Annotated in this window: 14 protein-coding genes; 6 read left to right on the forward strand and 8 right to left on the reverse strand. The window is 58.4% G+C overall.

Translation table 11 applies throughout. From position 1 onward, the window contains the following. Positions 1–20 precede the first annotated feature (20 nt). Together KGB03_RS17725 and KGB03_RS17730 are read right to left on the reverse strand one after the other, a co-directional pair. Positions 21–1,220: an efflux RND transporter periplasmic adaptor subunit gene (locus KGB03_RS17725; protein ID WP_223527906.1), complete on the reverse strand. Its 1,200-nt coding sequence runs from the start codon at positions 1,218–1,220 to the stop codon at positions 21–23. A 49-nt stretch (positions 1,221–1,269) separates the two neighbouring features. After that, positions 1,270–2,541: a TolC family protein gene (locus tag KGB03_RS17730; RefSeq protein WP_223527909.1), complete on the reverse strand. Its 1,272-nt coding sequence runs from the start codon at positions 2,539–2,541 to the stop codon at positions 1,270–1,272. 464 nt (positions 2,542–3,005) lie between these two features. Here KGB03_RS17730 and KGB03_RS17735 point away from each other — a divergent pair, with 464 nt between their 5' ends. From KGB03_RS17735 to KGB03_RS17755, 6 genes are all read left to right on the forward strand, one after another. Further along, complete coding sequence (locus KGB03_RS17735) at positions 3,006–3,680, forward strand: heavy metal response regulator transcription factor (RefSeq protein ID WP_074880806.1); 675 nt, start codon at positions 3,006–3,008, stop codon at positions 3,678–3,680. Then, complete coding sequence (locus tag KGB03_RS17740) at positions 3,677–5,086, forward strand: heavy metal sensor histidine kinase (protein ID WP_223527912.1); 1,410 nt, start codon at positions 3,677–3,679, stop codon at positions 5,084–5,086. The genes KGB03_RS17735 and KGB03_RS17740 overlap by 4 nt, the downstream gene beginning before the upstream one ends. A gap of 628 nt (positions 5,087–5,714) precedes the next feature. Further along, positions 5,715–5,843: a hypothetical protein gene (locus KGB03_RS31110; RefSeq protein WP_256365022.1), complete on the forward strand. Its 129-nt coding sequence runs from the start codon at positions 5,715–5,717 to the stop codon at positions 5,841–5,843. Positions 5,844–5,886: 43 nt separating this feature from the next. Further along, positions 5,887–7,122, forward strand: a complete 1,236-nt coding sequence (locus KGB03_RS17745) for a YcaO-like family protein (RefSeq protein WP_223527915.1) — start codon at positions 5,887–5,889, stop codon at positions 7,120–7,122. Further along, positions 7,119–8,078 (forward strand): class I SAM-dependent methyltransferase, encoded by a 960-nt coding sequence (locus KGB03_RS17750; RefSeq protein WP_218535846.1) that lies wholly within the window; start codon positions 7,119–7,121, stop codon positions 8,076–8,078. Before KGB03_RS17745 ends, KGB03_RS17750 begins: the two co-directional genes overlap by 4 nt. Then, a complete protein-coding gene (locus KGB03_RS17755) occupies positions 8,078–8,953 on the forward strand; it encodes an alpha/beta fold hydrolase (protein ID WP_218535844.1) in 876 nt (291 codons plus the stop codon). Before KGB03_RS17750 ends, KGB03_RS17755 begins: the two co-directional genes overlap by 1 nt. Before the next feature lie 45 nt (positions 8,954–8,998). On the opposite strand, the gene KGB03_RS17760 is transcribed toward KGB03_RS17755, so the two are convergent. The 6 genes from KGB03_RS17760 to KGB03_RS17785 are packed head-to-tail and all read right to left on the reverse strand — an operon-like array spanning position 8,999 to position 14,935. Beyond that, positions 8,999–10,741: an extracellular solute-binding protein gene (locus KGB03_RS17760; RefSeq protein WP_223527919.1), complete on the reverse strand. Its 1,743-nt coding sequence runs from the start codon at positions 10,739–10,741 to the stop codon at positions 8,999–9,001. 47 nt (positions 10,742–10,788) lie between these two features. Continuing rightward, positions 10,789–11,061 (reverse strand): DUF2160 domain-containing protein, encoded by a 273-nt coding sequence (locus tag KGB03_RS17765; protein WP_008146061.1) that lies wholly within the window; start codon positions 11,059–11,061, stop codon positions 10,789–10,791. Between the two features lie 10 nt (positions 11,062–11,071). Further along, the gene (locus KGB03_RS17770; RefSeq protein ID WP_046047472.1) at positions 11,072–11,872 is read right to left on the reverse strand and encodes a carbohydrate ABC transporter permease; all 801 of its coding nucleotides are present in this window, start codon (positions 11,870–11,872) and stop codon (positions 11,072–11,074) included. An 8-nt stretch (positions 11,873–11,880) separates the two neighbouring features. Beyond that, positions 11,881–12,747, reverse strand: a complete 867-nt coding sequence (locus KGB03_RS17775) for a carbohydrate ABC transporter permease (protein WP_111448973.1) — start codon at positions 12,745–12,747, stop codon at positions 11,881–11,883. Between the two features lie 2 nt (positions 12,748–12,749). Beyond that, on the reverse strand, positions 12,750–13,841 hold the full coding sequence (locus KGB03_RS17780) for an ABC transporter ATP-binding protein (RefSeq protein WP_223527921.1): 1,092 nt from the start codon (positions 13,839–13,841) through the stop codon (positions 12,750–12,752). Next, entirely contained in the window at positions 13,841–14,935 is a 1,095-nt protein-coding gene (locus tag KGB03_RS17785) for an ABC transporter ATP-binding protein (RefSeq protein ID WP_192410536.1), read from the reverse strand. Before KGB03_RS17785 ends, KGB03_RS17780 begins: the two co-directional genes overlap by 1 nt. Positions 14,936–15,186: the final 251 nt, after the last annotated feature.

The following is a 15,186-nucleotide window of genomic DNA, read 5'->3' on the forward strand; positions in this document are numbered from 1 at the left end:
GGAGTCTTCAATGAGCTTCTTCAATGAGAGTGCTCGGCCGAGGCCTTGCCCAGTTCCGATTTGAGAACGAAGCTGCCGGCCGCAGCGACTTGCGCACCGGCCTCCAGCCCCTGCGTAACTTCCACCTGCCCCGCTGCGCGACTGCCCAGCTCCACGGCCCGCGCCTCGAAGCCGCCGTCGGTGCGCACGAACACCGTGGGTTTGTCCTCGACGGTCTGGATCGCAGTTTCCGGCACCGCCACGTTGGCCTGGCGGCTGTCGGTAGCGACCCGTGCGGTGACGAACAATCCGGGACGCCACGAACCTTGAGGGTTTTCCAAGGTGACGCGAACGGTGGCGGTGCGGGTCTGTTCGCCGAGTAAACTGCCGACGTAAGCCACCGTGCCGGCGACTTGCGCATTGAGTTCCGGGGCGCTGACGGTGACCGCTTTGCCCACTTGCACCTTGTTCAGATCCTTGGGCGAAACGCCGAAGGTCACCCACACTCGCGACAAGTCCGAGAGTGTGAACGCCGCCGTGGTTTCGTCGACCACCTCCCCCGGCGTCAGGTGCTTTTCCACCACCATGCCGTCGAACGGCGCGCGCAGTTCATAGCGATTGCCGCCGGTGGCAACCACGCTGCCACTGAGTACGCTGATCTTTTGCCGGGCGTTGTTCACGGCGATTTCGGCTTCTTGCAGCGCCTGGCGCGCCTGCAACACATCCTGCTCGGCGGAAATCCTGTCCTGCCACAACTGCTTCTCGCGCTCGTAGGTGGTGCGCGCCAAGACCAGCCGCCGTTGCGCCGCAGCCTGTTCGCTGCGCTGATCGGAGATCTGCTGACTGGCGATCACCGCCAGCAGCTGGCCCTTCTTCACCCACTGCCCGAGATTGACCGACACCGACTCGACGACCCCAGGCACCCGCGGTACGACGTGGGCGGTGCGGTCTTCGTCGAAGCGCACTTCGCCGGGGAACGACAAACCGAGGCTGATGCTTTGCGCCCGTGCTTGGGCCAGTTGAATGCCCGCCGCCGCGATCTGCTCGGCACTCAACGTCAGATGCCCCTCTTCGCCTTCGGTATGTTCGCCTTCGGCTGCAGCGCCTTTTTCGGCATGGTCCGCATGCTCCGCCGCTTCATCGGCGTGGGCCTCGATGGACCCGTTACCCGCCCACATTGAGCCAATACCAATGCCCAGCGCCAACGTCGCCACCGCGGCAACGATCAGTTTTTTATCCATGGAAACTCCTCTGCGCCATGCCATCGCGCAGTGATCTGAAAGGTGAAATTCAAGGGCTGACGGCGAGTGCGCCGAGGTCGCCGAAAATGCGTTCGATGCGCACCCGCGCGTCCGTCGCCTCGGCAACGGCCTGGAGGTATTGAGTACGGGCGCTGATCAGGGTGCGCTGGGCGTCGAGCACGTCGAGGAAACCGAACTTGCCCATTTCGAAGCCGCGCGTGGCGCTGTCCACTGCACGTTGTGCGGCGGGCAGGATGGTCTGGTTGAACGCCTGGACTTCGCCGTTGGCGGTCTGCCATTGCTCAAGGGTGGTCTGGATTTCGCTGCGCAAGCGCAGTTCGGTGGCGTTGCGCAGATCCCGCGCCTGATCGGTACGCCGCGCCGCCGCCAGCACGTTGCCCTGATTGCGGTTGAACAGCGGAATCGGCATCGATAGCCCGACCACGTTGACCCGCTCGCGCTCCAGTTCGCTGTACTGACTGCCGATGCTCACGGTCAGGTCGGGAATCCGTTGCGCCTTCTCCAGTCCCAACGATGCCTCGCGTTGATCGATCTGCAACGTGGCCAGCCGCAGCTCGGCGGTCTCGTTCAGGCGCTCCAGCAAGCGGGTCGGTGGCGGCACGGCGGGCATGCTTTGCGTGGCCGTCTGCACGGTGGTCGAGGTCGGTATCGGTGCGCCCATGACCTGCGCCAGTTGCTGATAGGCGTTGGCCTGATCGCGTTCGGCGCGGCTCAGTTCCAGTCGCACTTCGGAGCGTTGCACTTGCGCCCGTGTGCCTTCGACCGGCGACGACTTGCCCGCCTCGATCCGCCCCAGCGCCACGCGCAATCCGTGCTCGGCCAGTTGCAGCGACTGGCGAGACAACTGCAAGCGTTGCTGTGCAGTCTGGGCGCTGGTGAACGCCTGAATCACATCGGCGCGCAAGGCGTTACGCTTGCGCTGCAGTTCGATCCCGGCGGCGTCCTGAGCGCGGCTGGCGACATCGATCCGCGCGCCGCGCTTGCCGCCCAGTTCAATCGGCTGGCTGAGCATCACTGTGGTGGTGCGCGAATCGCGGCGGGTGTCCTCGGCTTCCCACGACACTTCGGGGTTGGGGATCAGACCGGCCTGCTGGCGGTCCCCCTCGGCGATGCCGATTTCCCATTGCGCCGCTGCCAGATCCGGGTTGCGGGCGAATGCGGTTTGCAGGGCCTGATCGAGGGTCAGGGTCGATGCATTGGCAAAAGGCGCGCCGACCAGCAACAAACCGCCGCTGACCATGACCACCCACGCCGTTTTTTTCAGGCGTGACCGCGCCGTCAGTTCTCTTAAACCGGGCAATGGAGTACTTCCTTTAATCAAGAATCTTCGATGCCGCCACGGTAGGGTTTTGAACTTATCGACAAGGTGACTGAAACATTACAAATCCGTTATCCACGGTTGCACCAAGTTGTTTTGCTTTAGCATGCAAAGTGCAAATACCTAACTAGCAATACATAGAAACAAATGATGTACCGTCATCCGCCGAACAGCACTTGTCTCAATCCAGCGCTCATGAGGCAGATGGTTTTTTGTTCCCGCCTGCTGCGACAGGCTGTCGCAGACTGCGGTTTTAAAGCCTCAACACCGAGTAATCGGTTGACTCTGTAGTCACTACAGCCTTTACCGTGCACGCCTGCAAACGGAGAAAGTACTGTAGAAAATTAGTGAGTCGTTATTCAAACCCGTCCGGAAGCCCTTACAAAAACAACAACTTTCCCGGCCACCTTAATTAAATATTCATTCAATGAAAGTGGTGATTGATCATGCGAATCCTTGTCGTCGAGGACGAGCTTAAAGCTGCCGAATACTTACATCAGGGACTGACGGAAAGTGGTTATATCGTTGACCACGCCGCCAACGGCGCCGATGGATTGCATCTGGCGCAACAACAGGTTTATGACCTGATCATTCTGGATGTGAATCTGCCGGAACTGGACGGCTGGGGCGTGCTGGAACAACTGCGTCGCACCCACTCCACGCGGGTGATGATGCTCACCGCGCGCGGTCGCCTGGCTGACAAGATTCGTGGCCTCGATCTGGGCGCCGACGATTATCTGCTCAAGCCGTTCGAGTTTCCGGAATTGCTGGCACGGGTGCGCTCTCTGATGCGTCGCAGCGAGAACATCCCGGTGCCGCAGGTACTGAAAGTCGCCGACCTGGAACTCGACCCTGGCCGTCATCGTGCGTTTCGTGGCGAACAGCGTATCGACCTGACCACCAAGGAGTTCGCCCTGCTGCATCTGTTGATGCGCCAGTCCGGCGAAGTGCTGACCCGTACCCAGATCATTTCCCTGGTGTGGGACATGAACTTCGACTGCGACACCAACGTGGTCGAAGTGTCGATCAGGCGTTTGCGGGCGAAGATCGATGACCCGTTCGACAACAAATTGATCCACACCCTGCGCGGTGTCGGCTACGTGCTGGAGTCGCGGGAATGAAGCCGGCCAGCCTGTCGATGCGGCTGGGGCTGACGGTCAGTATTCTCGGCGCGCTGCTCGTGGTGTTCCTGGCGATCCTGGCGTATTTCGCCCTGACCCATGAGCTGAACGAGTTATCCAGGGACAGTCTGGAAAAGAAGATGGAACAGGTTGAACACAGCCTGTCGCTGTACACCGACCCTGGCGAAATCAGGGCGAAACCGCACATCCTGCTTGATCAGGTCATGGGCCATGACAACCTCACGCTAACCATTTACGACCGCAACAACCTGCGCACGCAACTGCTCAAATCCGGCACCGGCATGGCCGATCCGCGACTTGAATTGAAGGCGGTGCGGGCCGTCAGCGACGAGTTGGCCTACACCACCAACACCGACGCCAAGGGGGCGAAATTCCTCACGGCGTCCAGGCTGATCAGCCTCAAGGACGGCACCCGCGTCCCGGTGCTGTTGTCGATGGACAACGCCCACGATGAGGCCTTGCTCAGCGCCTACCTGCGCTCGACCCTGATTGCCTTGCCGTTGCTGCTGATCTTTATCGGACTGAGTGCCTGGGGCGCGGTGCAGCGCGGTCTGGCGCCGATGCGTGAATTTCGCAAAGTGGCGGCGATGGTCTCGACCCAGGATCTGGATCATCGGCTGTCGGTGGTGAACATGCCCCAGGAGCTGAGCGAACTGGCGCAGGGCATCAACTTTATGCTGCATCGCCTCGATGCCGGTGTGCAGCAGCTGTCGCAGTTCTCTGATGATTTGGCGCATGAGCTGCGTACGCCGATCAACAATTTAATGGGCAAGGCGCAGGTGACGTTGTCCCGCGAACGCAGCGTGGATGAGTACAAGGATGTGCTGGTTTGCTGCACTGAAGAGCTGGAGCGCGTGGCGCGGATTGTCTCGGACATGCTGTTTCTGGCACAGGTCAGTCATCCGTCGGCGCTCGCGCCGTTCGAGTCGGTTGCCCTGGAAGAAGAAGCCTGGAAACTCGCCGAGATGTTTTCCCTGTCGGCGCAGGACAAGCAGATCCATCTGAACGTGGTCGGCAGTGCGCGGGTGATGGGTGACCGGTTGATGATTCAACGGGCGATCTCGAATTTGCTGTCCAACGCGCTGCGCCACTGCCCGGTCGGGAAAACCGTGACGCTTCTGATCGAGCGCGGCGCGACCCAGGTTTCGTTGCTGGTCAGCAACCCTGGCGCGGGGATTGAGGCACAGCATCTGCCGCACCTGTTTGATCGGTTCTACCGGGTCGACAGCAGCCGCTCGCGTTCACAGGGCAGCACCGGGCTGGGGTTGGCGATTGTGCGGTCGATCATGAGCCTGCATCAGGGGGTGGCCGAGGTGAAGAGCTTGCCGGGGGCGATGACGGTGTTTCGGTTGGGATTTCCTGCGGTTGAGGGGGGGGCGCGCTGAGGTGTCCGGCTCCAGGCCTCCAATGTCCGGGCCGGCCCCTTCGCGGGCAAGCCCGGCTCCCACAGTGATCGGGGGTGGCCAAAGAATCTGTAGACATCACTGGAACCTGTGTGGGCTTGCTCGCGATCGCAATGGAACAGGCGCCAAAGAAAACGGCACCTGATCAGACGGTGTGAAACCACCTTCAGTGCGTTTTCACACCGTCTGTTCGGGTGCCGTTTTGCATTTGTGGGTCCGAACGCAGATTCGGCGGTAAAAAGCCGCTGACTCAACACGCCGTTTTGTTTGAAACGTCTTTGTGCGTTATAGGCAAAGTCGTTGCGCACAGCATCCAAAGGATCACAAATCGCAGTCACCACGATTTAACCCCCCCATGCAGCTGAAATTTCAGACAAATGCGTACGCCAAAATCGTTGGGCGAGTATGTTTTTAAATACTGTCCTATTCAGCGACCACCCATTAATCACGAAAAAATCGTCAATCCGACAAATGATGTGTACGTATTTCATCCACCCTTGAAAAGCCACATTGAAACTTCCAGTCATTTTTGACCGACCCAACATCTGACTTATACATTTACTCCGTGCTCGATAAGGCACATCAAACTTCTAACAAAGAGAGTTCAATCATGGGTTACATGAGTAGCTGGAACGCCAACAAAGTTATCGATCTTGAACAACAGGAAGCCCCTACGGAAGAGCAAATCGAAGAACTGCAACTGACTGAGGCCGAGCAGGCCGAACTGGAAGCTGTATAAAAAACGGGGGGCCACGGCCCCCCGTTTCTCAAGGGAACGGACAATGAACAGGTTCACAAATGCTGAACGAGAGCTCAGCCTGGAGCAGGCAGAGCAGAGGATTGGTGCCGAACTGGATGGCCTGGGACTCAGCGTCGACACCCGCACACTTGGCCGGCAGATCGTCGCTGTGCATGTTTCTGTCAGCGCCACCGATCCACATCGTACCGCCAGAGGATCGGGTAAAGGTTACCCACAACACGCCCGTGTCGGTGCGCTTTATGAAACGCTGGAACATTATTTAAGTGACTCGTTCAACACTTCCGATATTCACTATATAGCCCCGCGGTATTTTTCCGAAACGCCACTATTTGCCGACGACACTGTCCTTGCACATATCGTCAAACAACCCAATGCCTTAACAGGCTGCCGAACGTATACCAGCGTTTTAAATAACACTACATTTTTTTATCCGGTCGCCCTGAGCACTCCCGGCTATTCACGGCAGGCGCCGGTTCAAGACACAACGAACTATGGCGCACTGCAGCGTTATGCCAGTAATAGTGGAACGGCTATTGGCGCAAGTTATAACGAGGCGGTTTTGCATGCAGCCAATGAATGCATAGAGCGTGATGCACTTTCGTTGTTTCTACTGAAACACTTTTACTACGAAGTCCACCCGCCCTTGCGCCGCATCGCGCGCCTGTCCGCTCAAGACGCTCTGGGTCGGCTATGGCTGGACGCCGAAACGGAGATCGGCGCCGAGATTGTCCTTGTCGACATCAGCACTGAATTTCTTGCACGAACCTTTTTGGCCTTTTCAACCGCTGCTTGCGCCCAGCCACGAGTCTTCGGCACCGGTTGCTCGATCAGTGCCAGACACGGCGCGTGGCGAGCGCTGACCGAGCTGGTGCAGTTGCATCACTCGGCCTCGGAACCTGAGTTCAGGGACTACTTGAACAACGCCCAACGTCATTTGACTAAATTCCCTCGCCTATTGCGCTGCCTACGATTCGATCTGTATCCACTGTTGAACCTGTGCGAGCAGCAAACGGTGAACTTGCCCGTCGCCTACGATGAGCGGTCATTGGCCGAGCAAATCGACTCGCTGGCCGAAAACCTGCACCGGCATGGGCGCACGTTGGGCATTGCACAGCTTCATCAGACCGAACTCGGGACCACGCTAGTCAATGTCGTCATTCCGGGGCTGGAGCGTTTTTTCGTTGTTTCCAGCGGCAATGTGGTGATCCCGCAGGCTCGGGGGCAGCGCCTGGAAAACAGGCTGGGAGTGCCGGCATGAACCTTCGATTCGATACGAACGCCCCCCTTCGAGAACAACGGCTGGCTGACACCTTCGTCCATTCCCTTGCCCCCCCGGGCGAACTCAATCGCTACATCGAACCCTTGGGGCCAGGACTGCACCATCTCTTCGTTTTACGTATCAATGAGCGCGACTGGGTAGGCCGAAAAGTCCTGCAATATACCGAGCCTGACGGCTGGCACATCAACAGCCTGCTAAGGCCCTGGATGTTGCTCGGCCCACTGGCTCAACTGCATTGGGGTAATGAAGGTGCAGTGATCACTTTTCGAGGGGTTACTCCGCAAGAAAAGGAAACGGCTTTCCACATCGCGCAGACTCAGCCGGACAGCGAAGTCTATTTCCCGTTTGCTGCCACTGATGACACCGGGCAGGAGTTTGTATGCCCGCCCGAATACTGGCAGTGCACTGAGTCGCTCGTCTCGCAACTGGATGCCGACGAAAGTCACTTTCGCCAGCATTGTGCTGCCTTGCTCAAAACGATATCGAGCGCCGGCACAGTGATCCATGATCCGGCGTGTTCGACTGGCGAGTTCATTGCGCACCTGGCCCGCGAGCTCCCGGATCGTCGTTGTCTGGGCTCTGATCGATCAGTTTCGATGATCGAGCACGCAAAATTTCGTCATGGCACCTCATCCGCCGAGTTTTACCTGGCCGACGCCCGCAACGTCGCCTCAACCGGCGTTAAATGTGATGTGCTGATACTGCGCTTTCTCAATGCCGAAGTGATGACTCGCACCGACGCGCAGCAAACATTGCACGATATGGCACCGTGTGTGAACCCGGGTGGCACCCTTATCATTTTCGGCCATACGCCCGTATTGATCGCTGTTCCCTACATGGCCCAGGTATTGAAACTGGAGCTGGTTTCCAGCGTAGCGGCCCGCCCTGGACACAAGGAATTGTTTCAGTTCTATCGGCTGAGGGCTCCCCTCTGATGGCTGCCTTCCTGAACAAAAGCTACTACCCAACCGGCGACGGCCACCATCTTTACTGGGAGCGGCACGGTACACCGGGCAGCGAACCGATATTTTTCCTGCACGGTGGCCCGGGTGGTCGCTGTACTTCCCATCACCTTGAGTTCTTTGATCTGCGATGTTTCGACATCATTGTGTTCGACCAGCGTGGCTGCGGGCGCTCCCGCCCTCTCGGCGAGCTGCGACACAACAACACCGGGCTATCCGTTGAAGACATTGATGCCCTGCGTCGGCATTTTGGTTTCGACAAAATCAGCTTGTTGGGCGTTTCATGGGGAAGCTGGCTGGCCATTCAATACCAGCAGCGCTATCCCGAGGCCGTTCTGAAAACCACACTGGTCTCGGTGTTTGTGCCGTTCTCGGCGAATGTCAGTGCCTACGATAAAACCTTGAGCGAACGCTTATCTGAAATAACCAATGGCTCCAGTGGCGCCAGTGCGCGAGGTATCTACCAGATATTGAGCCATGGTTGCGAGGTACAACAGCGTCAGGCAGCCATCCATTGGCTGCAGACCATTTTGCAATTGAATGGGCAATCAATGCGCCTGTGCGCACTCGAAGACTTCGTCAATGAAGAAGCCGTGCGCGCCATCCGGCTGGAGTTGCATTACCACGTTAATCATTACTACTTCACACGAGCGGACGAGAGTCTTTCGCTCGACGCCAATACCCTGGTGATACAAGGCATCAGGGACACCTTCGGCATGTCCAGTGTGCGTTGGCTTCGTCAGCGCCAGAACATTCGTTGTCGTCTGCTCCACGCCGGACACAACGCCTTCGACCTCCCGATACTGAAGGCCGTGCAACAGTCACTGAAACGTAAAAGTGACCGTTAACAAAAACGGCACCCGAAGGTGCCGTCCAACACGGCTAATGGTCTGTTACTTACGCGCCGACTCCCACGATTTCAGCAGTTCGTTGTAGCTCACGGTTTCACCTTTAGGCTTCTCGTTCGCCAGTTTTGGCTTCGGTGCACCCGGTTGATCCAACCAGTACTGCGCGTCGCGCTCGGGGTTCATTTTCGGGGCGCAGGTGGCTTGCGCCTTCGAGCGTTCCAGACGGGTCATGATCGCGTCTTGATCCTTGGCCAGACCATCGAGCGCCTGTTGCGGGGTTTTATCGCCACTGGCGGCTTCGGCGATATGGCTCCACCACAGTTGTGCCAGACGCGGATAGTCCGGCACGTTGGTCCCGGTCGGGGTCCATTGCACGCGGGCCGGGCTGCGATAGAACTCGACCAGACCACCGAGTTTCGGTGCCAGGTCGGTCATGGCTTGCGAGTTGATGTCCGACTCGCGGATCGGCGTCAGGCCGACGATGGTTTTCTTCAGGGAGACGGTTTTCGAGGTCACGAACTGCGCATACAGCCAGGCCGCGAGTTTTTGCTTCTCAGGCGTGGACTTCATGAACGTCCAGGAACCCACGTCTTGATACCCCAGTTTCATGCCCTGCTCCCAGTACGGCCCGCGCGGCGATGGCGCCATGCGCCATTTCGGCGTGCCATCGGCATTCACCACTGGCAGACCGGGCTTGGTCATGTCGGCGGTGAACGCGGTGTACCAGAAGATCTGCTGGGCGATGTTGCCCTGGGACGGTACCGGACCGGATTCGGAGAAGGTCATGCCTGCCGCTTCCGGTGGCGCGTACTTCTTCAGCCAGTCGACGTATTTGGTGGTGGCAAACACCGCGGCCGGGCCGTTGGTATCGCCGCCACGGGTCACGCTGGAACCCACCGGATGGCAGTCTTCGACACGAATGCCCCACTCGTCCACCGGCAAACCGTTGGGCAAACCCTTGTCGCCGCCACCGGCCATTGAGAACCAGGCATCGGTGAAGCGCCAGCCCAGGGACGGATCTTTCTTGCCATAGTCCATGTGCCCGAAGACCCGCTTGCCGTCGATTTCCTTGACGTCTTCGCTGAAGAATTTGGCGATGTCTTCATAGGCCGACCAGTTCACTGGCACGCCCAATTCGTAGCCGTATTTTTCCTTGAACTTGGCTTTCAGGTCCGCACGTTCGAACCAGTCGGCGCGGAACCAGTACAGGTTGGCGAACTGCTGGTCAGGCAGCTGATAGATCTTGCCGTCCGGAGCCGTGGTGAAGGAAATGCCGATGAAGTCCTTGATGTCCAGGGTTGGCGAGGTATACGCCTTGCCTTCATTGGCCATCAGGTCAGTGATTGCTTCGGTCTTGCCGTAACGGAAGTGCGTACCGATCAGGTCCGAGTCGTTGACCCAGCCGTCATAGATGCTCTTGTCCGACTGCATCACGGTCTGCAGCTTTTCCACCACGTCGCCTTCTTGCAGCAGGTCGTGGGTCACCTTGATCCCGGTGATCTCGGTAAAGGCCTTGGCCAGCACCTTGGACTCGTATTCGTGAGTGGTCAGGGTTTCGGAGACGACTTTGATGTCCATCCCGCGAAACGGCTCGGCCGCCTTGATAAACCACTTCAATTCCGCGAGCTGCTGGTCGGCCGTCAGGGTGGACGGTTTGAACTCGGCGCCAATCCATTTCTTCGCAGCGTCTTCATAGGCATCGGCCCAGGCTGCAGCGCTCAGCCCGCTGAGTGCCAGCATGGCTGCCAATGAAACGCTATGTCGCAGCTTATTGTTTTTGTCGAACATAGAGACCTCCTTTTAGGGTTTCGGAGCAACTTTGCCGAGCGATTCGACTAGCCCCAACGCATCACAGCCAACAGCCACACCAGGGACAACGCGAACGCAACCCAGATGCTCCAGTCGGTGACGCCGATTACCAGCAAATGCAGGTAGGCGCTGCCGAGAAGACCGATAAACAACCGATCGCCACGGGTGGTGGCAATCGGCAACAAACCACGGCGAAGAATGCTCGGCGAACGCAGTTCCCAGGTCGTCATGCCCACCAGGATCAAGGCAATGACGCTGAAGAATGCCGCCGTAGGGCCGGTCCAACTCATCCATTCCATCATCAGCTCCTCAGACCCGGCCCAGGGCAAAGCCCTTGGCCACGTGGTTGCGAACAAACCAGATCACCAGCATGCCTGGCAGGATAGTCAACACCCCCGCCGCCGCCAGCACGCCCCAGTCGATGCCGGATGCCGAGACTGTGCGCGTCATCACCGCCGCAATCGGTTTGGCGTTGACCGACGTCAGCGTCCGTGCCAGCAGCAGTTCGACCCAGGAAAACATGAAGCAGAAAAACGCCGTCACGCCGATCCCGGAACCAATCAGCGGAACGAAAATCTTCACGAAGAACTTGGGGAAACTGTAGCCGTCGATGTAGGCGGTTTCGTCGATCTCCTTCGGCACGCCAGACATGAAGCCCTCAAGAATCCACACCGCCAACGGCACGTTAAACAGGCAGTGAGCCAGTGCCACCGCGATGTGGGTGTCGAACAAACCAATCGAGGAATACAGCTGGAAGAACGGCAGCAAAAACACCGCCGGCGGCGCCATGCGATTGGTCAAGAGCCAGAAGAACAGGTGCTTGTCACCGAGGAACCGATAGCGCGAGAACGCATACGCGGCCGGCAATGCCACGCTCAGCGAAATCACCGTGTTCAGGCTCACGTAGTACAGCGAGTTGAGGTAGCCGGTGTACCAGCTCGGGTCGGTGAAGATCACCTTGTAGTTGGCGAAGGTGAAATCCTGGGGAAACAGCGTCAGGCCGCTGAGGATTTCGGTGTTGCTCTTGAAGGACATGTTCAGCAACCAGTAGATCGGCACCAGCAGGAACAGGATGTAGATCAGCAGTGGAATCAGCTTTCTCTTGCTCATGGCGGGCCTCACCGATTGGCGTCAGAGTGAGTCATGGCGGTGTAGAACAGCCACGACACCAACAGGATGATCAGGAAATACACCAGCGAGAAAGCCGCCGCCGGGCCGAGGTCGAATTGCCCTACGGCCATTTGGGTCAAGGTCTGACTCAAGAAGGTCGTGGCATTGCCCGGACCACCACCGGTCAGCACGAACGGCTCGGTGTAGATCATGAAACTGTCCATGAACCGCAGCATCACCGCGATCAGCAATACGCTCTTGAGCTTGGGCAACTGGATGTGTCGGAACACCGCCCAGGCCGAGGCCCGATCAATCCGTGCCGCCTGGTAATACACGTCCGGAATCGCCCGCAGACCCGAGAAACACAACAGCGCCACCAACGACGTCCAGTGCCAGACGTCCATCACCAGCACCGTGACCCAGGCGTCCATGGTGTTGGCCGCATAGTTGTAGCTGATGCCCATGGCATTGAGGCTCGACCCCAGCAGGCCGATGTCCGCCCGACCGAAGATCTGCCAGATCGTCCCCACCACGTTCCACGGAATCAGCAACGGAATCGCCAGGATGATCAGCACCAGCGATGACCAGCGGCCCTTGATCGGCATGGTCAGGGCGATGGCGATGCCCAGCGGGATTTCGATCAGCAGCACACAGCCGGAGTAAATGAACTGACGCAGCAATGAGTCATGCAGGCGCGGATCGAGCAGCACTTGCTTGTACCAGTCGGCGCCGACGAAGTAGCGGCTGGACTGGTCGAAAATGTCCTGCACCGAGTAGTTGACCACCGTCATCATCGGGACCACCGCACTGAACGCCACCAGCAAAAACACCGGCAACACCAGCCACCAGGCCTTATTGTTCTGCACCTTGTTCATGGCTACGTCTCCAAGAGATATTCGTCGGCATACACCATCAACCATTGAGCCGGGAAGCTGATGTAGGCGGTTCCCTCAGGCACTGGCTTGTCTTCGGCCAGGCGCACTTTCAAAGGCGCGCCGTCGAGGTTCAGGGTCATGATCTTGTAGGTGCCAAGGTCTTCGACGTGTACGACCTGTGCCTGCATCGCCTCATCAAACGGCTCATCCCATACATGCACGAATTCCGGACGAATGCCGGCCTTCAGGGTTTTCCACTCGGACTCGGCAACGCGTTTCTGTTGAGCATCGGAAAGCGGCAAATGAGTCGAGGCGAAACCGACACCACCTGGCTGCGGCTGAACCTCGATCAGGTTCATCCCCGGACTGCCGATGAAATAGCCGACAAAGGTGTGGCTCGGTCGCTCGAACAGTTCTCTCGGCGTACCGAATTGCACAATCTGCCCGCCATACATCACCGCGATCTTGTCGGCGAAGGTCGAGGCTTCGAGCTGATCGTGGGTGACGTAGACCATGGTGATGTTGAATTGCTCGTGGATCTGCTTGAGCTTGCGTCGCAATTTCCACTTCAGGTGCGGGTCGATCACGGTCAGCGGTTCATCGAACAGGATCGCCGACACGTCATCGCGCACCAACCCACGGCCCATGGAGACTTTCTGTTTTTCATCGGCGGTGAGATTGCGTGCCTTCTTGTACAGCAATGCCTGAAGGTCGAGGACGTCGGCAATTTCCTGCACCTTGCTGTGAATTTTCGCCTCGCCCATGCCCTGATTACGCAGCGGGAAGGCCAGGTTATCGAACACCGTCATGGTGTCGTAGACCACCGGAAACTGGAAAACCTGGGCGATGTTGCGCTTCTCCGGGGTTAGCTCGTTGACCACTTTGCTGTCGAACAGCACCTGGCCCTGGGACGGGCTGAGCAATCCGGAAATGATGTTGAGCAAGGTCGACTTGCCGCAGCCCGAAGGCCCGAGCAAGGCATAGGCACCGCCCTGCTCCCAGACGTGGTCCATCTCGCGAATCGCATAATCCTCGGGCCCGGTCGGCGTACGGGTGTAACTGTGGGCAAGGTGCTGCAAACGGATTTCGGCCATCAGGCAACCCTCGCGATACGGCGACCGGGCGCCTGGACCAGCCGCCCCTGCGTATCGAAGACAAACAGTTTATGGGTCGGGATATAGATCCGAATCGGCGCATCGACGTCGTATTCGTGAACGCCGGGCAAGTGCAGCACCAGCAGGAAATGTTCGTTGCGCACGTGCAGGAAAGTTTCCGAACCGCTGATCTCCGCCACCTCAACGGTCACCGCCAGTTCCAGGTCATCATCGTTGCTCGGCACCAGCGAAATATGGCTGGGCCGAACGCCAAAGCGGAACTCCCCCTCACCCACCGGCCGCAGATCGACGTTGAGCGGGAAGTGTACGAAATTGGCGAAGCTGACTTCGTTGCCGGCGATACGCCCCGGCATCAGGTTGATCGGTGGCTCGGAGAACAGCTCTGCCGCCAGCACGGTTTGCGGCTGGTGATACACCTCGGAAGACTTGCCGCTCTGAATCACCCGGCCTTCGTGAAGAATCGTGGTGGTGCCGCCCAGCGCCAGGGCTTCGTTGGGTTCGGTGGTGGCGTAGATGGCGATGGTGTGGCGAGCCTTGAACAGTTCGCGCATTTCCTGACGCAGTTCTTCGCGCAGCTTGTAGTCGAGGTTCACCAGCGGTTCGTCGAACAGAATCAGCTCGGCGTCCTTGACCAGCGCCCGGGCCATCGCCGTGCGCTGTTGCTGACCGCCGGAGAGTTCAAGCGGATGGCGCTGGAGAAATTTCTCGATGCGCAACATCTTCGCGGTTTCCAGCACTTTGCTCTGGATCAGCTCATTGGAAACGCCGCCCTGGCGCAAGGGCGAGGCGATGTTCTCGAACACCGTCATGGTCGGGTAGTTAATGAATTGCTGATAGACCATCGACACATTGCGCAAACGCACCGGGCGCTGGGTGACGTCGACGCCGTTCATCAGGATGCGGCCGCTGTCGGGCTTGTCCAGACCGGCCATCAGGCGCATGAGACTGGTTTTGCCGGACAGCGTGCGCCCGAGCAAAACGTTGAAGGATCCGGCTTCGAAATTAAGGCACGCATCGTCGATCCAGGTCTGGCCCTCGACGGTGCGGCTGACGTGCTCCAGGGTTAATGACATGGCTCGGCCTTTTTATTATTGGAGTCAAGCGACCGGAGCTACAGAGCGACATTCGTGCCAGAAATTGCAAGCCGTTGATCCGGCTTGAGAATCCTGCAAATGGAAGAAAAACCGCGTTCGTTGCTGAACAGAAATGAACAACCGCGACTGAACAATTGAACAATCCGGTGGTTGACAATGAACAATAGTGAACAACACTCTGTGGGAGCGGGCTTGCTCGCGAATGCGGACTGTCAGACACATTATTGGTG

Origin of the sequence: Pseudomonas sp. BF-B-26 (genome assembly GCF_019956495.1) — a bacterium.
Taxonomy (GTDB): Bacteria; Pseudomonadota; Gammaproteobacteria; order Pseudomonadales; family Pseudomonadaceae; genus Aquipseudomonas.